The 17,085-nt window shown below is 62.0% G+C and carries 17 protein-coding genes and 1 pseudogene; 10 read left to right on the plus strand and 8 right to left on the minus strand.

Annotation, left to right across the window (positions count from 1 at the left end):
• Positions 1-32: 32 nt before the first annotated feature.
• On the minus strand, positions 33-1,712 hold the full coding sequence (locus tag B0G81_RS15605; RefSeq protein ID WP_134137160.1) for a GMC family oxidoreductase N-terminal domain-containing protein: 1,680 nt from the start codon (positions 1,710-1,712) through the stop codon (positions 33-35).
• 120 nt (positions 1,713-1,832) lie between these two features.
• Positions 1,833-2,894: pseudogene (locus B0G81_RS15610) on the minus strand (ABC transporter substrate-binding protein).
• Between the two features lie 241 nt (positions 2,895-3,135).
• Here B0G81_RS15610 and B0G81_RS43650 point away from each other — a divergent pair.
• The 5 genes from B0G81_RS43650 (at position 3,136) to B0G81_RS43655 (ending at position 6,615) form a co-directional block, all read left to right on the plus strand.
• Positions 3,136-3,306 (plus strand): hypothetical protein, encoded by a 171-nt coding sequence (locus B0G81_RS43650; RefSeq protein ID WP_166679000.1) that lies wholly within the window; start codon positions 3,136-3,138, stop codon positions 3,304-3,306.
• An 87-nt stretch (positions 3,307-3,393) separates the two neighbouring features.
• Entirely contained in the window at positions 3,394-4,017 is a 624-nt protein-coding gene (locus B0G81_RS15615; protein WP_243856468.1) for a hypothetical protein, read from the plus strand.
• Between the two features lie 254 nt (positions 4,018-4,271).
• Entirely contained in the window at positions 4,272-5,924 is a 1,653-nt protein-coding gene (locus B0G81_RS15620) for a cyclic nucleotide-binding domain-containing thioredoxin-disulfide reductase (protein WP_134137170.1), read from the plus strand.
• A 204-nt stretch (positions 5,925-6,128) separates the two neighbouring features.
• Positions 6,129-6,419, plus strand: coding sequence for a hypothetical protein (locus B0G81_RS15625; protein ID WP_134143124.1), 291 nt, complete (start codon positions 6,129-6,131; stop codon positions 6,417-6,419).
• A gap of 52 nt (positions 6,420-6,471) precedes the next feature.
• A complete protein-coding gene (locus tag B0G81_RS43655; RefSeq protein ID WP_166679001.1) occupies positions 6,472-6,615 on the plus strand; it encodes a hypothetical protein in 144 nt (47 codons plus the stop codon).
• Positions 6,616-6,822: 207 nt separating this feature from the next.
• On the opposite strand, the gene norR is transcribed toward B0G81_RS43655, so the two are convergent.
• On the minus strand, positions 6,823-8,418 hold the full coding sequence (gene norR, locus B0G81_RS15630; RefSeq protein WP_134143125.1) for a nitric oxide reductase transcriptional regulator NorR: 1,596 nt from the start codon (positions 8,416-8,418) through the stop codon (positions 6,823-6,825).
• A 112-nt stretch (positions 8,419-8,530) separates the two neighbouring features.
• Here norR and hmpA point away from each other — a divergent pair, with 112 nt between their 5' ends.
• A complete protein-coding gene (gene hmpA, locus B0G81_RS15635) occupies positions 8,531-9,712 on the plus strand; it encodes an NO-inducible flavohemoprotein (protein ID WP_134137177.1) in 1,182 nt (393 codons plus the stop codon).
• A 79-nt stretch (positions 9,713-9,791) separates the two neighbouring features.
• Here hmpA and B0G81_RS15640 read toward each other — a convergent pair whose 3' ends face one another.
• Together B0G81_RS15640 and B0G81_RS15645 are read right to left on the minus strand one after the other, a co-directional pair.
• Positions 9,792-10,079: a hypothetical protein gene (locus B0G81_RS15640; RefSeq protein WP_116147605.1), complete on the minus strand. Its 288-nt coding sequence runs from the start codon at positions 10,077-10,079 to the stop codon at positions 9,792-9,794.
• A gap of 486 nt (positions 10,080-10,565) precedes the next feature.
• A complete protein-coding gene (locus B0G81_RS15645) occupies positions 10,566-11,090 on the minus strand; it encodes a phasin family protein (RefSeq protein ID WP_134137180.1) in 525 nt (174 codons plus the stop codon).
• Positions 11,091-11,372: 282 nt separating this feature from the next.
• Between B0G81_RS15645 and B0G81_RS15650 the strand changes: the two genes are divergently transcribed.
• Both B0G81_RS15650 and B0G81_RS15655 read left to right on the plus strand, forming a co-directional pair.
• A complete protein-coding gene (locus B0G81_RS15650; RefSeq protein WP_166679002.1) occupies positions 11,373-11,636 on the plus strand; it encodes a hypothetical protein in 264 nt (87 codons plus the stop codon).
• A 210-nt stretch (positions 11,637-11,846) separates the two neighbouring features.
• Positions 11,847-12,335: a low affinity iron permease family protein gene (locus tag B0G81_RS15655; RefSeq protein WP_208328610.1), complete on the plus strand. Its 489-nt coding sequence runs from the start codon at positions 11,847-11,849 to the stop codon at positions 12,333-12,335.
• A 54-nt stretch (positions 12,336-12,389) separates the two neighbouring features.
• Here B0G81_RS15655 and B0G81_RS15660 read toward each other — a convergent pair whose 3' ends face one another.
• Both B0G81_RS15660 and B0G81_RS15665 read right to left on the minus strand, forming a co-directional pair.
• Positions 12,390-13,421: an alpha/beta hydrolase gene (locus B0G81_RS15660; RefSeq protein ID WP_134137192.1), complete on the minus strand. Its 1,032-nt coding sequence runs from the start codon at positions 13,419-13,421 to the stop codon at positions 12,390-12,392.
• 127 nt (positions 13,422-13,548) lie between these two features.
• Positions 13,549-13,863: a DUF4148 domain-containing protein gene (locus tag B0G81_RS15665; protein WP_134137197.1), complete on the minus strand. Its 315-nt coding sequence runs from the start codon at positions 13,861-13,863 to the stop codon at positions 13,549-13,551.
• A gap of 349 nt (positions 13,864-14,212) precedes the next feature.
• Here B0G81_RS15665 and B0G81_RS43660 point away from each other — a divergent pair, with 349 nt between their 5' ends.
• Together B0G81_RS43660 and B0G81_RS15675 are read left to right on the plus strand one after the other, a co-directional pair.
• A complete protein-coding gene (locus tag B0G81_RS43660) occupies positions 14,213-14,575 on the plus strand; it encodes a hypothetical protein (protein WP_166678902.1) in 363 nt (120 codons plus the stop codon).
• Complete coding sequence (locus B0G81_RS15675; protein ID WP_134137204.1) at positions 14,478-15,224, plus strand: hypothetical protein; 747 nt, start codon at positions 14,478-14,480, stop codon at positions 15,222-15,224. Before B0G81_RS43660 ends, B0G81_RS15675 begins: the two co-directional genes overlap by 98 nt.
• Before the next feature lie 189 nt (positions 15,225-15,413).
• Here B0G81_RS15675 and B0G81_RS15680 read toward each other — a convergent pair whose 3' ends face one another.
• Positions 15,414-16,874 (minus strand): MEDS domain-containing protein, encoded by a 1,461-nt coding sequence (locus B0G81_RS15680; protein ID WP_134137207.1) that lies wholly within the window; start codon positions 16,872-16,874, stop codon positions 15,414-15,416.
• Positions 16,875-17,085: the final 211 nt, after the last annotated feature.

Here is a 17,085-nt window from a genome sequence, read left to right on the forward strand (position 1 = left end):
CCGCGCTGCAACGCGACGGCCCGGCATTGCATTCACATACGCCCGCGCAACATGTCCGCAATCCGCTCCGCGATCATGATGGTCGGCACATTCGTGTTCGCGCACGGTATGGACGGCATCAGCGACGCGTCGCACACGTAGAGGCCGCTGACGCCATACACCGCGCCGCGCGCGTCGCAGACAGCGAGCGGATCGTCGGCGGCGCCCATGCGGCAGGTTCCAGATGGATGCCAGGTGCCGCCAACGGAACGCGTCACGAAGCGCGTCAACGCGTGATCGTCGGCGAGCAAATCGTTTAGCGTCACGCCTTGCGTGACCACGCTGCGCACCAGCCACGCGCGCATCGGTCCGGCAATGTCCAGCAGCAGGCTCAGCATGCCGCGTTGCAATGCATTCCACGCGCCCGGCACGGCCACGCTCGCGACACGCGGCGAATAGCTCGAAGGCAGCAGCGTCGCGCGATGCTGCGCCATCATGGGATCAGCGAGCGTGCGGGCGCCGAAGTGCAGCGCGAGCTTCAGCCGTTCGAGATCGCGCGCGTCGGCGAGCATGTTGAAGTCGACGATGGGTTCGTCTTTCGGATCAGCCGACGCGAGACTCACGCGGCCGCGCGAGTACGACTTGTTCACCCAGAAGAAGATCGTGCCGAGCCGGTGGCCGACCGAATGCCAACCCGAGCGTGAGAGGATCGCACCGTGCATGTCGCCGGGCACTGCCCCGCTCACCCCCGATGAGAAGCGCACGATCGCCTGCTCGTGATGCTCGTTCGGATATAACGTGCGGGAAGCGCGCGGCAGAAACGCCGACACGGCAATCGACGGATGCTCCATCAGATTGCCGCCGACACCGCCTCGATCCGCCACCACCTCGATACCGAGCGCGGCGAGTTCAGCCGCCGGGCCGATGCCGCTTCGCATCAGCAGCGCGGGGCTGTGAATCGCGCCCGAACAGACGATCACATGTTTGGCGCGCAACGTTTCGTTGCGGCCGTCCTGGCCGATCACGCGCGCGCCGATCACGACCTTGCCGTCGAACAGCACACGTTCGACGAGCGTGTGCGTGCGGAACGTGAGATTCGGTCGAGCGCGCACGGTGTCGTCGAGATAGCAGACCGAGGTCGGGATGCGTTCGCCCGCTGCGCTCACCGCGATCGATCCAATGAACGTGCCGTCCTGCCACTCGCCGTTCTGGTCATCACGCCGCGGGTGGCCGCGTGCGTCGAGCGTGGCGAGCACCGCGCGCACGAATGGCGAGACACGCGCCCACGGCGCGCGCTGGATGCGAACCGGCCCGCTATTGCCATGCAACGCGCCGTCGAAGTCGCAATCGGTTTCGAGCTTGCGGAAGTACGGCAGGCAGGCGCTCCAGTTCCAGCCATGCGCGCCGAGCGCGTGCCATTCGTCGTAGTCGGCCGGCGCGCCGCGATTTGCCATCAGCGCATTGATCGCCGAACCGCCGCCGAGCAGGCGCGCCTGTTCGTAACGGCGCGGCGTGGCCGAGGCGCTCATGCATGCCTTCAGTCGCTGCCAGATGTTCGCCGTTTCGAGATAGGCGCGGCCGGGATAGCGGCTGCGCACTGCCTCGGGCATATCCGTTCGCGAGATATTGCGGCCGGCCTCGACGAGGCAGACGGTCTTGCCGGCATCCTCCGACAGGCGCGCGGCGAGCACGCAGCCGGCCGAGCCGCCGCCGAGAATCAGATAGTCGATCACGTTCGATGAATGCGCAGACGATGAGTCGTGCGGGACGCGTGACAAGCGCTCAGCGTTGCGCGCGCAACTCGGCGCGTTGGCACTCAACGGCCTCGACTCGCGCGCGCAAGATAATGGCGCTTACTGCATGAACTTGAGCCAGCGCGCCTTCGCCTGGATGCCGGCGTCCGACGCCCACCATTCCTCCGACATCAACGCCTGCTTGGACGCATTCTCCGGCGAGCTCGGCAACTCGCTCGCGCGCTTCGCGTCGATCTTGCCGGTCTTGAATGCCGCCGGATTGCCCGGACCGTAGTCGATATAAAGCGGCAAGTTGGCCTGCAATTCCGGCGAGACAGCTGCGTTGACGAACTTGATCGCCTCGGGCAGGTTCGGCGCGTTCTTCAGCACACAGAGTTGGGTGTTCTGCAGAATTCCGTCGTTGAAGGTGAAGTCGACATCGGGATTGTCCTTGCGCACCGCACTTGCACGGCCGTTCCAGATCATCGTCATATCCACTTCGCCGTCGTGCAACAACTGCGCCGACCGGCCGCCCGAGGTCCACCACACGGTCACGTCCGGCTTGATCTGCTGCAGCTTCTTAAATGCCCGATCGACGTCGAGCGGATAGAGTTTGTCACGCGGCACACCGTCGGCGAGCAGCGCGGCTTCGAGCACGGTCTGCGGATCATTGCGCAATGCGCGCGTGCCGGGGAATGCCTTCACGTTCCAGAAATCGGCCCAGCTCTGCGGCACTTTTTTCAACGACTTCTTGTTGTAGCCGATCACCGTCGAATAGAACTCGTACGCGACCGAGTACGGCGTGCGGTATTTCTCCGGCATGGCCGCCCCATTCGGAATCTTCGAGAAGTCGAGCTTTTCCAGCAGACCTTCCTTGCCGCCGCGCAGGCAGTTGGAGGTCGGCGTGTCGACCACGTCCCAGATCGGCTTGCCGGTCGCGGCCTAGGCTTTGATCTGCGGCCACGCGTCCGGAATGCTGTCCTGGTTCACCGTGATGTTAAGCAGCTTCGCAGCCGGATCGAGAATCGCCTTGGTCTGCGCCTCCTGATAGGTCCCGCCTTGCGAGACAAAGGTGATCTTGCCGGCGGCGGCAAACGCGGGCGTCAAACACGCGGACGCGAGATTCGCGACGCCGAGGATCAGAACAGCGGCAAGCGGGCGCAACATGGGCTTCTTGATCACGACGGGGTCCTCGAAACGGTTGAGCGAACATATCGTCGATGTCATGCATCGTTGAGCCCAATATAGTGAGTCTATTTATTCGCGACAACGCCGGAATTGTTTGAGTGCCCATGACGTCACGTTATAACCCGGCTAAACCCCAATATGCCGTGAAAACGCCCGTTTGCGTACGCGCGAGACACGCGCCGCATGCTGATGCCAGGTTATCGGCGCTCGAGACCAGACTCGAGGACTATGAATCATGGCGCTGATCAACAGACGGGCGTTTACGCTGCTCAAGGCGCGCGGCTCACTCGACAAGGCGCTGGGACTTCTCAACGAAACGCGCAGAGGCGGCGGGTGGCTGATAGTGACGGACCGACCGTCGAGCGGTGTCAGAACGGTGTCAAAACGCACGGAGAAAACCGCATAAATCGCATTGCAAAACGCCGCGCCAAATGTTTTTTGGCGGTCGATTATCATGATTCGATCACCTCACTCGAATGGTTCGGTGTTGGATATGACGAATACAGGCAAGGCGTTAGTAGTCGCGCTGGTTCTGGTGGACGTGGGCTTCATCGCTTACCAGCTTCTCCCTAAAAGCAATCGCTCCGAAGGGGCGCCGGACGTGGTGACGGCCAGCTCCGTCGCCACGGCACCGGTTAGTCCGCGCGTGGACGGCACGCATGTGACCGCGGGCAACGTGGTTGCCACTTCGCCGTCCGCGAACAGCACGGGCGAGATCGCGGGCGCACCGTTGTCGCCCAAAACGGAGCCGGTCCTCAACGGCGCGCAGCCACAGGCATCGCGACACAAAGCGCCGGGGCGCGCGCCTGCATCGGCGGAAGCGCGCGAGTCTGTCGCTGCGAAGGCGAACACCGTGCAGCCGACCGCACGCGCGCGAAGCGATCTGACCCGGCATGGTTCGAATGCCGTCGCGGCGGCCATGACGGAACAACTCGTCAGGGAATCCTCCAAACCCGATCCGTCGCTGCCCATGCCACCGCCGACGCAGGCCGCACCGGCCAGCCAGGACCACCGCGGGTCGAACCCCGTCGCCGCCGCGATGACGCAGGAACTGGTAAGACAATCCGCGCGAGTCGGTCCAGCTTCTCAGGCACCGGCTCCAGGCGGCACTCAGTAATACTGCAGTCCGAACTAATTGAATGACCGCCTGCCTTCGATCGACAGGCAGCTTCCCAACTACACGGCAGAATGGCTGTCGCGTGCATTTCGAACACCCCGACTCGCTGCAATCGGCCCACTCACCGAAGGTTTGGGCGCGATGCCGCGTGCGCTTCGTCGCAGACTCGAAGCATGAAGGCGCCAGGCGAACGGCCTATACTGGTTCGGACTCCCGCAGACCGCCCTCCTCCACCTGCCTGTCTGGACCCAGCCATGCTGACAACCGACGACATCCGGTCAGTACCGCTCTTCGCCACCCTCTCCGACGACGAACTCGACCATCTCGCGCACACGTCCGCGGACCTCCATCTGTCCGCCGGGGAGTTCGCGGTACATGAAGGCGGCGAACGCGCACTGTACGTCGTGCTCACCGGCAAGATGGAAGTCATCAAGACGTTCGACGGTATCGAGCGCACGCTAGGCTGGCGTTTGCCCGGCACGATCTTCGGCGAAGTGCCGCTTGCGCTGAGTTCGCCGTTTCCCGGCGCGTACCGTGCGGCGGAGCCGTCCCGCGTCATGCGCGTGGACGCTCAGCGTTATTACGAACTGGCGGCCACATCGCCCGCTGTGGCGCTCAAGATGGGCGCGCTCGCGCGCGAACGCATCGGCGGCTTGCAGGGGCTTTCCGCTGAACCGCCCAAGGCGCGCGTCACCATGGTCGGCAGCCGCTGGGACGATGCCTGTACGGCGCTGCGGCATTTCCTCGCGCGCAACCAGATCAGCTACGACTGGATGACGCCGGACGCGCCCGAACTGCCCAGGCGTTGGCCCGGAACCTGTCCGGCGGAAGAAGAGGGTCCGTCGCTGCGACTGGTCGACGGCACGGTGCTGAACCGGCCCGAGACCCGCGAGCTTGCCGGACTGCTCGGTCTGCAAACGCAGCCCCGCCTCGCCGAATACGACACGATGATCATCGGCGGCGGCCCGGCCGGTCTTGCCGCGGCGGTGTACGGCGCATCGGAAGGCTTGCGTACTATCGTGCTGGAGCGCGAAGCGCCGGGCGGCCAGGCCGGCACCTCTTCGCGTATCGAGAACTATCTGGGCTTTCCTAACGGCGTCTCCGGGGACGAACTCGCGAGCCGTGCACTGCAGCAGGCAAGGCGGCTCGGCGCTGAGATTCTGGTGACTCGGTCAGTCGACCGGATCGATGTGCAGGCGCGTAGCGTTCACCTCGACGGCGGCGACATCATCCGGACGCGCACCATCATTCTTGCGACGGGTGTCACGTGGCGGCGTTTGTCGATGGAAGGCTTCGACCGGTTTATCGGTAAGGGTATTTACTACGGCGCGTCACGCAGCGAAGCGAACGCGACGCACGGCCTCGACGTGTATCTGATCGGCGGCGGCAATTCGGCCGGCCAGGCCGCGTTGTACTTTGCCAATCATGCACGCATGGTGACGCTCGTTCTGCGCGGCGATTCGCTCGAAAAGAGCATGTCGCGCTATCTGATCGAGCAGCTGCGCGGCAAGTCGAACGTGGCGGTGCGACTGCGGGCGGAAGTCGTGGGCGCGTACGGCGATACCCATCTGACCGCGATCGACGTGCGCGATGCGTCGAGCGAGGAAGCGCGCCGGCAAGATTGCGGGGCATTGTTCGTGTTCATCGGCGCCGACGCACAGACCGGCTGGTTACCCGAAGAAATCGCCCGCGATGCGCGCGGCTACGTGCTCACCGGCGACGACGTCGTCAAGGCCGGACGCTGGTCTCATAACCGGGATCCCTACCTGCTCGAATCGAGCGTGCCCGGTGTGTTTGCCTGCGGCGACGTGCGCCTGAGCCCGGTCAAACGCGTTGCTTCCGCGGTCGGCGAGGGCAGCATGGCAATCGCGTTCGCCCACAAATATCTGCAGCAGGACGCCCGCTAGCGGCGGTCGCGCCGCGCGGCTATTCGGCCCGCGCGCGAAAGCGCGCCGGCCGCTGGACGGCGGCGCCGACAACGCCTATTCTTCAGCGGAATACGTCGGTTTTCCGATCATCGCAGATTGACTAAAAAACAGGCTTCTGTTCGGCCGATTGGAACCTGCCCCGCCAGCGCACACTTGGCGTACCCATTGCGCAAGGAGCCCATGATGTCTACCCGCCACGATAAAGATAACGAGTTCGAAATCGGCCGGCCGGCTGCTTCGGCGCCTGAATGGACCAGTCCGGTGCCGGGCGCCGACGCCGCAACAATGCGCGGGCTGCACCTCGCATCGGAGAGCGTGCTGTGCCTCGCGACGCAGACCTACGACGCCGTTGCGCGCGGCGACGCGGCAGGCGCGGAGGCGACGCGCGCCTCGCTCGAACAGCAACTGCAACTGGCCACGCGCCTGATCGACGAGCTTCTGTTCGACGGCAGCGGCCCGCATACGACGCATTGACCGGGCCGCCGGCCGAACAGCACCCATCGCATCTCACCCTCTGAAAATTGACATGAGCGCTCTGACGGTAATTTTCTGCATCTGGGCCATGGTGGCCTTTTGCGCAATCCTCTTTATTCGCGGCGCCACCTCGCGCGTGGAGCGTCCAACCCAGGCACCGCAAAAGCGCCCGGCGCGTTTTTCGATCGCGGAGTAACGGCAAGCAGGCGATCCCGATTCGCACGTGAGAACACATGCGAATCGTTCGAACGTTCTCATCGGAATAGTCATACGGCAAAAGCGGCGCGGCAGCCCATCATCACCACAGGTCGCAACGACCCGGCAGCCGCCGCAGCATGAATCCGAGCGGTGCAGTGCTGCCCGGCTGTCATCTGCGTTGCCTTTTATTCCATGGAGATCGTCTTCATTTAAGGCCGAGCCGTTTAGCGAGCCGGTTCAGATTCGCGCGGTCAAGACCAAGCTCGCGCGCGACCGCCGCCCAATTCTGATTGTGGCGCGCCAAAGCGTCGACAACGGTGTTCCGCTCGAACTCGGTGACCGCGCTGCGAAAATCCTTCGATCCGGTCTCAGTTGTTTCGGCCTGCGTTTTCTGGACCCTGTCTTCTTCCGGTGCGGCGGCCAGCGCAAAGTCGGCGGCCGTCAACGTCAGAATCCGGCGACGCTCGCGATTCGCGGCCAGCGCCTTGAGCGCGCTTCGGCCGATCAGGTGCTCTAGTTCACGCACGTTCCCCGGCCACGGATAACGCAGCAGCATGGCTTGCGCATCCGTCGCCAGACGCAGACTCAAAAGACCGAGCCGCGAGCGATTCTCTTCGAGAAAAAACCCCGCCAGCAGCAACACGTCGCGGCCGCGCTCGCGCAACGGCGGCACGCGTAACGGATAGACGCTGAGCCGATGATAGAAGTCCGCGCGGAACCGCCCGGCGCGAACCTCTTCAGCCAGATCACGATTCGTCGCGGCGATCAACCGCACGTCGACCTTGTGCTCGTGGTCCGAGCCGATGCGCTGCAACTGGCCGTTCTGCAAAACCCGCAACAGCTTGGCTTGCACAAGTAGCGGCAGCTCACCCACTTCGTCGAGAAAAATCGTGCCGCCGTCGGCCAGTTCGAATTTGCCGCGCCGGTCCGACGACGCGCCGGAGAACGCGCCGCGCACATGCCCGAACAGTTCGCTCTCGACGAGCGTATCCGGCAGCGCGGCGCAGTTCAGGCTGATCAGCGGCTTGTTCGCCCGCGCCGAGAGCGCGTGGATCGCGTTGGCCACGAGTTCCTTGCCGACGCCGGTCTCGCCGGTGATCAGCACAGTCAGATCGCTACCGGCGACCACCTCGATTTCCTTCATCAGATGCGTGTGCGCGTCGCTGCTGCCGACCATCTCGCGCCGGCTCTGGCTGCTCGCCTGCCGGTAGGCTTCAGCACGCGCCCGCTCTTCCTCGCTGCTGCGCGCAAGGGTGTCAATCCGCTCGACGACGCTCACGGTAGCGGCGGCCAGGCCCAGAAACGCCCGCAGCGACGCCATGTCGATACTGTCGAAGCGCGCCGGGTCGAGCGCATCGAGCGTGAGCAGCCCCCACGGCCGGCCGCGCACGAACAGCGGACAGCCGAGGCAGTCATGCACTTCGAGATGCCCGGCCACGCCTTGCACGAGGCCGTCGTAGGGATCCGGCAGATCGGAGTCGGCGGCGAGGCGGGTCGGCTCCGGCCGTGACAACAGCTGCTCGAAGCGCGGGTGGTCGCTTACACGAAAGCGGCGTCCAAGCGTATCGCTGCTCAATCCGTCGATGGCGAGCGGCACTAGCGTGTCGCCCTCCAGACGCAATAGAGCGGCCGCGTCGCCGGGAAACAGCGCGCGCAGGCTGCTCAGCAGACGGCGGTAGCGTTCGCGGTCGGACAGCTCGCGCGACAGATCGAGGATCAGCGGTGTCAGGACGTCCAGCAGTGCTTCCGCAGTCAAATTGACTCCATCAGGAGTCTTTTCGACTAAGGTCGAATTGACCATCATTAAACTCAGATCATTGATTTGATTATATTTTATACCTGGCACGGAACATGGATACATCAGCACATCAGTCGAAGACGACTGGATATCCACCAACAACCCAGGACTTCCCATGCTTTCCGCCGAACACCGCGCCATCGTCAAAGCCACCGTTCCTCTTCTCGAAAGCGGGGGCGAGGCGCTGACCACGCACTTCTACGACATGCTGATCAGCGAACATCCCGAAGTGCGTCCCATGTTCAATCTCGCCAATCAGGCGAGCGGCGCGCAGCAGCGCGCGCTGGCCAACGGCGTGCTGATGTACGCGCGTCACATCGATCAACTCGAACAACTGGGCGGGCTGGTCTCGCAGATCATCAACAAACACGTCGCGCTGAATATCCTGCCGGAGCATTATCCGATCGTTGGACGGTGCCTGCTCAGGTCTATCCGCGAAGTGCTCGGCGCGGAGATCGCCACTGATTCGGTCATCGAAGCATGGGCCGCCGCTTATCAGCAACTCGCCGATCTGCTGAGCGGCCTCGAAGAGAAAATGTACGCCGAGCGCGAAGCGGCGCCGGGCGGCTGGCGCGGCACGCGGCTTTTTCGCGTCGCCCGTAAAGTGCGGGAAAGCGACGAGATCACGTCGTTCTATCTGCGTCCCGACGACAACGGCGAGTTGCTCGCGTTTCAGCCGGGGCAATATATCGGCGTGCGGCTCGTGATCGACGGCGAGGAAGTGCGGCGTAATTATTCGCTCTCGGCCATGTCGAACGGCGAGGAATACCGGATCAGCGTGAAGCGCGAACCGAATGGCAAGGTGTCGAACCATCTGCACACGCACGTCAATGAAAACGATACCGTGGAACTGTTCGCGCCGGCTGGGGATTTCAAGCTCGAAGACAGCGACAAGCCGCTGGTGCTGATCAGCGGCGGCGTGGGCATCACGCCCACGCTCGCAATGCTGCAAGCCGCGCTGAAAACCGATCGCCCTGTGCACTTCATTCACTCGGCGCGTCACGGCGGCGTGCATGCGTTCCGCGACGTGATCGACCAGTTGGCCGCCCGCCATCCGAAGTTGAAGCGTTTTTATTGCTATGAGCAGCGCCGCGCGGAAGATGCCGACGCGCACGGCATCGGCTATCTGGACGAAAAGCATCTCGACGCGTGGCTGCCCAGGACGCGTGACATCGACGTCTATTTCCTCGGACCGATCGCGTTCATGAAGGCCATCAAGAAGCATTTGAAGGCGATCGGCGTGCCGGAGTCGCAGAGCCGGTATGAGTTCTTTGGTCCGGCTTCCGCTCTCGAATAAAGCGCGGGTTGCGCTTGACGTGCAAATAGCCGGAGCCGGCTATTTGCATGCAACGACCGGGCGCGTTGAAATCACGCCTTTAGCAAAGCGTTGCGCTCGTCACCCAGGACATGCTCTTGAAGCGCGCGATCATCGCGTCCACCAACTCGCGTTGCGCTTGAGCCAGCGCAATCGTGACCTCTTCAAAACCGCTGCCCGGAAGCGTCGTGACAGCGACTGTCTCGACGTTGCGGGAGAATGGAAATAGCACCTGCCAGATTGCGGCAATGCGCATGCCATGAAGTGCCGCGCGCACCACGAGTCGATGACGGCCCGGGGTGTGCGATGTCAGTACCTGCAATCCGCTCTCAGAAGATTCACTGGTCATGTCGTGTCCTTTTATATTGACTGATCCGCGTTGCTCGCGGCTTTTCGATGTTTGCCGATTCTCCCACCTTATTAAGGCATCTTGATGATTCCGCTCAAGCGCCTGAGCAAGGCGTCGGCATGCTCGCGCTCGACCCTCGATATTTCGCGCTGATTCAGTATTGTCTCGATACGTTGACGCCAATAATTCGGTTCATTGATGACCGACGTGCCGGCCATCGAATCACCTTTTGAAAGCAATCTCTCTAGCGTTGTGACTATCGTTTCAATATGCGAAAGATCGTTCCTATAAGAAGCGTGACTTCCCATTACATTCCCGGCTTACTTTATCAAGCGCCTTCGGACCGCCCTTCGAACGGGTTGGCAAGCAACGCGATACCCGTTTCGTTTCCGAATCGGCCGATCCGTCTGCTTGGAGGAAAGCGAAACAACAGCCCCCGGCGCATTTGCGCCAGGCTGCGTGAGCATTGCTGTTGACTGACTGGCTTTATTTGGCCCGCGCCTGAGCAGGCACCGTCAACTGACTGGCTTGCGCCATGGCAATGGCTTGCGCAGTGGCTTTGCGCATCGCGTCGTAGGCAGCGCCCGCGCTGGAAACCGCCGACTTGAACGCGGTGACCGCGAGTTCGGAACCTGCGGGCGCATTGCGCGCGAAGTCGTCGAACGCCGTCTGCATTTTCGTGTTGGACTGTGCGAACCGGTCTTCGACAATCTTCAGAAACTCGCCTTGTGCGTCATTCGCGATTTCAAACATGTGACTGCTATAAGACAGTACTTTCTCAGCGACGGGCTTGGCGTTGCTGGCCTGATGAACAAACAGCTCGACCGGCGTCTTACCCGACATCGCCATCTGCCATGCCTGCTCGCTCTCCGCAAGCGTGGCCCTGGCTGCCTGCAGGTTCAACTTAGCCAGCTCTTCAAAATACTGGAATGTTTGCTGCGCCAACGAAAAGGCGACGGCAACATTGGCACTTTGCAGGGAGATGAATTGATCTGGCGTCGAAAAATACACTCTGGACTCCTTCGTTAAGACGTTCACATTGCTCAGACAAGAGATATGCGAAACCAGCGGGATGCAAGCAGATTGTTGACCATCGAATTGCCCCAAGCCGCTCGAATCGTTTTGCGATGCAGCATTAGATGAAACATTCTAACTTTGTTAAATCTGCACCTGGCGTACTCTTTTGTAAGTAATTACCCTTGTCTGATGGCGCGGTTTTGGCTGAGGAATCGCGCGGCTGCGCTGGTTGAAAGATCAGCGGAATAAGCGCCGCCCCGGCGCATGCACCGCCATATGGGAATCAACGTGGAGAACACTGTGAATAAGCGGCTTGGTCGCGCTATGAAGTGCGTGGGCAGATGTGCGGTAGACGATCAAATGCATGCATATGTGACCGTCTATGGCAGCGGAGAAAAGAATAAATGTGATGCGGATTTACAACCACTTATCCGCAGCGCGCGCAATTCAATGCGGCGGCAATACCAGTGGGCTTCAATTGGTATCAGCAAAAAACGTCGCGAGTATTTTGGCCGCATGCACGGGATCAGGCGCGCATGAATGCCAATTCCCTCTTCCTGCGAATCAACACGGATCTGGTACCGGACACTTAGCGCGCTGAGGGCGCTGTCGGATTACCTGGAACGGCATCCTGAATCGATCGTGTCGGGTAAATCGGCGGACCGCTGAGGTGCTTCGCGGCATGCCCGTGAGCCGGGGTTGCGCGTGTGCGATGATGCCTCACGTCGAACCGCCCCCCCGGAGGTCATGATGAGCGGCAAATGGTTTTCGAAGTTCGCAAGCTTCCTTTCCACGATGACCGGCAGGCCGGTCACCTTTGTGCTGGCCGTCGCCATGGTGATCGTCTGGGCCCTCACCGGCCCGCTCTTTCACTACAGCGATACGTGGCAACTCGTGATCAACACGTCGACCACGATCGTTACATTCCTGATGGTCTTTCTGATCCAGAACACCCAGAACCGCGACACCGCCGCGATGCAGATCAAGCTCGACGAGTTGATCCGCGCACTGGGCGGGGCTCACAACGCCCTGCTCGATCTTGAAGAGCTCGAGGAAAAGGACTTGACGCGCTTTCGACGACACTACGAAAAGCTGGCTGAAGAAGCGCGCGCTGTGTTGCGCGCCGGCGGAAGCGACACCGATTCGCCGTTCGTCGACAATCGCGATGATCGTGACGAAGACCGGCGAAGCGGTAAAGGTCGCGACGGCAAACCTGGAGCGGCGGAGCAACGCGACTAGCCAATACGTTGGCCGCGTGCGGACGCTTTGCAATAGCCGTCAGCGCGCGCAATGCTAGAAACGTGCGACATCGATCACGGCATCGGCAAATGCTTTCGGCGCTTCCTGCGGCAGATTATGTCCTACGCCGCCGCCGATGTTCCGATGCGCGTACTTGCCGGTGAACTTCTTCGCATACGCCGCCGGGTCCGGATGCGGCGCGCCGTTCGCGTCGCCTTCCATCGTGATGGTCGGCACGGCGATCGTCGGCGCCGCGGCCAGGCGCTTCTCCAGATCGTCGTATTGCGGCTCGCCCTTCACCAGTCCCAGACGCCAGCGATAGTTGTGAATCACCACCGCGACATGATCAGGGTTGCTGAACGATTGTGCCGAGCGCTCGTACGTTGCATCGTCGAAATTCCATTTCGGCGATGCCGTATGCCAGATCAGCTTGTTGAACTCGTGGCGATTCGCGTCGTAACCCGCCGCGCCGCGCTCCGTCGCGAAGTAGAACTGATACCACCAGGCCAGTTCCGCTTTCGGCGGCAACGGCGTGCGGTTCGCCTCCTGGCTGCCGATCAGATAGCCGCTCACCGAGACCATCGCCTTGCATCGTTCCGGCCACAGCGCGGCGATAATATTCACCGTGCGCGCGCCCCAGTCGAAGCCGCCGAAAATTGCCTTGTCGATCTTCAACGCATCCATCAGCGCGATGATGTCGACCGCCACGACGGCCTGCTGGCCATTGCGCGGCGTATCCGCGGACAGGAACCGCGTCGTGCCATAGCCGCGCAGATACGGCACGATGACGCGATAGCCGGCCGCTGCCAGCAACGGCGTGACTTCGGCAAAGGCATGGATATCGTACGGCCAGCCGTGCAGCAAGATCACAACCGGACCGTTCTGCGGGCCCGCCTCGGCGTATCCCATGCTGAGCGTGCCCGCGTTGATCTGCTTGAGGGTGTCGAACGAGGCGGCGCTCGCTCCCGCCTTCGTGCTATTGGACTGTGCGTTGGCAAGCCCGCTTAGTCCCAGTTCCGTCAGGCTGAGGCCCGCAACCGCCGTCCCGAGCAGACGACGCCGCCGGGTGTTGATCTGGTCAGACATCGCTAATTCTCCTTATGTGCGACAGCGCTGAATTGAACGGTGCGCCCGCGCGACGCACCGAATGTTTGAAGCAAAACATCGCGAGGCGTGGTCGACAGAAGCGCCTGTCCTCGAAGCCGAGTTTAAGTTACGGCTTGGCGTAGATCGCGCCGAGACCGATCACTTCAGAGTCCGGCGCACGCGAGCCCGATGCCGAGCTGCCAGCCGTCGCCGAGCCGTATGACGATGCCGTCGGCCCGTTTTGCGCACTCACACGAGCTTCGGCAGCCAGGATATTCCTGGGGTACTGCGTCTCATCGCTCGCGGGGTTGTAACCGGCCTTCTCCAGTTGCACGAGTTCCGCGCGAACCTGCGCCCGGGTGAGCGGCTGATTCGATTGTGCGAACGACAAAGCCGGCAGAGCAACGGCAGCGGCGACGATAAGCGAACGAATGACTTTCATGACTTTCACCTCGAGAAAATGTCTTCCACGCAAACGCCCGTTTGCGTTCTGGTTAGCAAGGCCAGTTCGGCTGGCTTGGAAGCATTAGACCCCGTGGACGTATCTGGCTTATGTCAGCAATGCCCGTTGATGAAACGTTATGTACCTTGCTACGGTGCAGATACATTGCGATACAAAGAGCGGGACGACGTTAAGGCTTCCGCCCGCCTCTGAGTCCTCGTCCATGATGGGCAGAAAGGGTGTTGCCTGGGAGGAAATGCTCAGTTTCCTGTAGAGATTGCGCCGGTGAACCTTGGCCGGGGCCGGTGATGCACTCAGCTGTCTCGCCATGTACCTGGTCGAGTGACCGGTGAGAATAGTCAGCGCGACTTCGATCTCGCGATGGGTCAGCGACGCATTGGATCGCTTGCGCAATGCTTTGTGTCTCCGCGATCAACTGAGGTTTTCTATTGGGCCAAAAGACCATCGCCGTCGGGTCGTCGAAGTGGACCACTTTGCGCAACAGATGGTCGAGTTTTTCTACCAAACGTCCGCGCCGCTGATGAAACGCGACATCCCATACCTCAAGCGCCATGTCAGCGCGGACGCAATTCAAAGCGGGGCGGTAACTTACAATGCTGCGGATGAGCCAATCTTCTACAGCATCGAAGCGAGACCTACTGACTTCCTATTTCTCGAGTGGCGATGCCATTCGCAGTCGAAGCGTCAGTGACATCGTGCTGTCAGGCATGCTCGACGTGCCGCCGCTCCCCGCTCGTGTGCTGGCGGATTGGGACAGGGAGACGTCGTCGCGCATGGTCCTCGAACCCGGTGACGTCGAGGTCATGCCGTTGGCGCGAACGCAAGTGCGCTGGCCGGACTACACGCGCTGCGTGCGAGCAGCGTCCGAATGGACGGCTGCGCTCGGCCTGCCCGGCGTGCTTGCCGTCAGCGACATTGCGCTCATGGCCTGCCGTGGCGCGAGATATCACCATGACGGCGCGCAATATGGCGGTGCGGCCTTCTGCAATCTTTTTCTCAGCGAAGACAAAGGGCTGGATGTGCATTTCCCCGGTACGGGTCATCGCATTCCCCTGACTCGCGGCACGGCCTTGATATTCGACACCGGCCAGCCACATGGGGTAATCCGGCGCGGCAGCAGCGGATTCAATGCTGCTGACTTCGTTGCGGATCAGGATTGCACGCAAATATTCCTGACGTGGGAGCTTCCCATCGAAGACGTGCATGTGGCGCAGACGCTTAAAGTTGCCTTCGACATTGCCTCTCCAACCTCTTTGCACGCGGATAAAGATCAAGTGTGCGTGAATGGCGAACCCGCCATGGTGTGCCCGGAAACCGGTCGTTGGTGTCGGGTTGAATGATCGTCGAGGTTGACAGCGGGTTGTCGCGGTTGAGCCTCGCCTCCTGGAGGCAACCGCCTCAAGATTGCCCTCCAGGCGTTCGCCGCGTTGGTGGTGACCGCACTGGCGTTACCTGCAAGCCGCGGCCTGAGGCGACTCGGCCGCAACCGCACATGCATGGCCTAACGACGCGTTAAGCCATCGCGTTCGCTATACGGCAATACCTTGCGTGACTGGTGCGGCGCAAACCGCTTCGCATTCGTGCGCTTCGGGCGCGATCGTCGTGATTGGCGTGACTAGCTTTGCCAGCGGCAGACGCACCACGAATTCCGAGCCGCGGCCCAGTCCCCCGGAAAACGCTTCGACGGTGCCGCCATGGCTCGCGACGATATCGCGCACCACCGCCAATCCGAGTCCATGCCCCCGGGTGCCCAAGGCGCGGCCCGCAAGCCCGCGCGCGTAGGGCTTGAAGATGGTCGCAAGCTCGCCCGGCGCGATGCCGGCCCCTTCGTCGCTCACGCTGATATAGCAGTAACGCCCGGCGCGGGACGCTGTCACCTTGATCGCATCCGCAGCCGCCGAATATTTGAGCGCGTTGATCAGCAGATTGACGAACACCTGGGTCAGCTCGCCGAAGTCCCCTTGCACCCGCAACGGTGCGTCGCCGGCCATCACCTGAATCGGCGCGTGATCTGGCGCGCCCGCTTCGGCTACCAGCACACAATGCGCGAGCAGATCGCCGACATCGACCGCCGCGCGACTCACCACCGCTCTCTCGCGCGACGCACATGCCAGCGCGCCCAGCGCCGGGTCAACAGAGCCGGCATCGTCCGGCGCCATCAATTGCTGGGCCAGTTGACCGAGCACGCTGGCCTGCCGTGAGAGTAGAAGCGCGTATCGCGTCAACTGTTCGTCATGGCCGTACTGGGTGTTCAACAAACGCGCGAGCAGTCCGAGCGGGGTGATGGCATTGCGGATTTCGTGGCCTATCGTTGCGGCGCTCGAAGCCTGTTCCGATTCATCACTGCGCCCGGCAACGGTGACGACGTGCTCCGCACGTTGCACGCTCTGCCCACCAGCCTGCGCGCGCGCATGCCCGCAAGTCTCGACGCGCGGCCGCTCGATCTTCGCATCGTGCAGACGCTCGATGTCCCGCGCCTGCGCAGTGCGCAGCTTCTGCACGCAGTACGTGCACAAGCCGATGATCGGCAGCGCAGCAAGCCTCTCCTTCAGCGAGGCTTCATAGTCGAGCAGCGCAACCCAGTCGGTGCTTTCGTTGCAGACGGCGTCGCCGGCCACTCGCAATCCTTCGAAGCCTCGCCCCAGTGCGTCGTTGATCGCCTTGGACCACAAGCCCACGGTGGCGCCGCCGTTGAAGCCCGTTTTAGGCGAGGCGTAAATCTGCGCGCCGTCGAGAATCTGCAATTGGCCTGCATCGATATATTCAGCGAGTGCGGGCGCGGTTCGCGTGAGCATATAGCGGGCTTTGTCGGGTCCCAGCAGCGCGGGCGCGATCCACACGGCCGCTTCGCGATTGGCGAGTCCGGCATGCAGGAAGTCCGCGGTGACGCTGAGCAATTCGCTCCGCGATTCGTAGAAGTGACACAGATGGGAGCCCCAAGTGAGGGCGCCAAGCGCTGGAAAACCGCTTTTACGAGGTCCGGTGGTCATCGTTTCCCTGAGAGTGCGTGGGTCAAGAACCACAGTCGCGCCAGGCTTTAACGATGTCCCGCGCGCTCGAATATGAATGTCACGACACCACTCGCGTCGATCCGCCGATCCTATTGAAGGACAGGAAGCGGTTCCGCCGCGTTGGTGCTCGATATTTGGGATTCAGCAGAATTTGAAAGTACGCGAGGGCCCGCTTTGACAGAATAGATAT

The sequence above is a fragment of the Paraburkholderia sp. BL6665CI2N2 genome (assembly GCF_004366535.1).
Classification (GTDB): domain Bacteria; phylum Pseudomonadota; class Gammaproteobacteria; order Burkholderiales; family Burkholderiaceae; genus Paraburkholderia.

What these genes read in the sequence shown, in the direction of transcription:
- B0G81_RS15640 (WP_116147605.1), bottom strand. Translation starts at nt 10,079, where the DNA reads ATGACCAGTGAATCTTCTGAGAGCGGATTGCAGGTACTGACATCGCAC.
- B0G81_RS15620 (WP_134137170.1), top strand. Translation starts at nt 4,272, where the DNA reads ATGCTGACAACCGACGACATCCGGTCAGTACCGCTCTTCGCCACCCTC.
- B0G81_RS15680 (WP_134137207.1), bottom strand. Translation starts at nt 16,874, where the DNA reads ATGACCACCGGACCTCGTAAAAGCGGTTTTCCAGCGCTTGGCGCCCTC.
- B0G81_RS15625 (WP_134143124.1), top strand. Translation starts at nt 6,129, where the DNA reads ATGTCTACCCGCCACGATAAAGATAACGAGTTCGAAATCGGCCGGCCG.
- norR (WP_134143125.1), bottom strand. Translation starts at nt 8,418, where the DNA reads ATGGTCAATTCGACCTTAGTCGAAAAGACTCCTGATGGAGTCAATTTG.
- B0G81_RS15675 (WP_134137204.1), top strand. Translation starts at nt 14,478, where the DNA reads ATGCTGCGGATGAGCCAATCTTCTACAGCATCGAAGCGAGACCTACTG.
- B0G81_RS43655 (WP_166679001.1), top strand. Translation starts at nt 6,472, where the DNA reads ATGAGCGCTCTGACGGTAATTTTCTGCATCTGGGCCATGGTGGCCTTT.
- B0G81_RS15660 (WP_134137192.1), bottom strand. Translation starts at nt 13,421, where the DNA reads ATGTCTGACCAGATCAACACCCGGCGGCGTCGTCTGCTCGGGACGGCG.
- hmpA (WP_134137177.1), top strand. Translation starts at nt 8,531, where the DNA reads ATGCTTTCCGCCGAACACCGCGCCATCGTCAAAGCCACCGTTCCTCTT.
- B0G81_RS15615 (WP_243856468.1), top strand. Translation starts at nt 3,394, where the DNA reads ATGACGAATACAGGCAAGGCGTTAGTAGTCGCGCTGGTTCTGGTGGAC.
- B0G81_RS15665 (WP_134137197.1), bottom strand. Translation starts at nt 13,863, where the DNA reads ATGAAAGTCATTCGTTCGCTTATCGTCGCCGCTGCCGTTGCTCTGCCG.
- B0G81_RS15655 (WP_208328610.1), top strand. Translation starts at nt 11,847, where the DNA reads ATGAGCGGCAAATGGTTTTCGAAGTTCGCAAGCTTCCTTTCCACGATG.
- B0G81_RS15650 (WP_166679002.1), top strand. Translation starts at nt 11,373, where the DNA reads ATGGGAATCAACGTGGAGAACACTGTGAATAAGCGGCTTGGTCGCGCT.
- B0G81_RS43650 (WP_166679000.1), top strand. Translation starts at nt 3,136, where the DNA reads ATGGCGCTGATCAACAGACGGGCGTTTACGCTGCTCAAGGCGCGCGGC.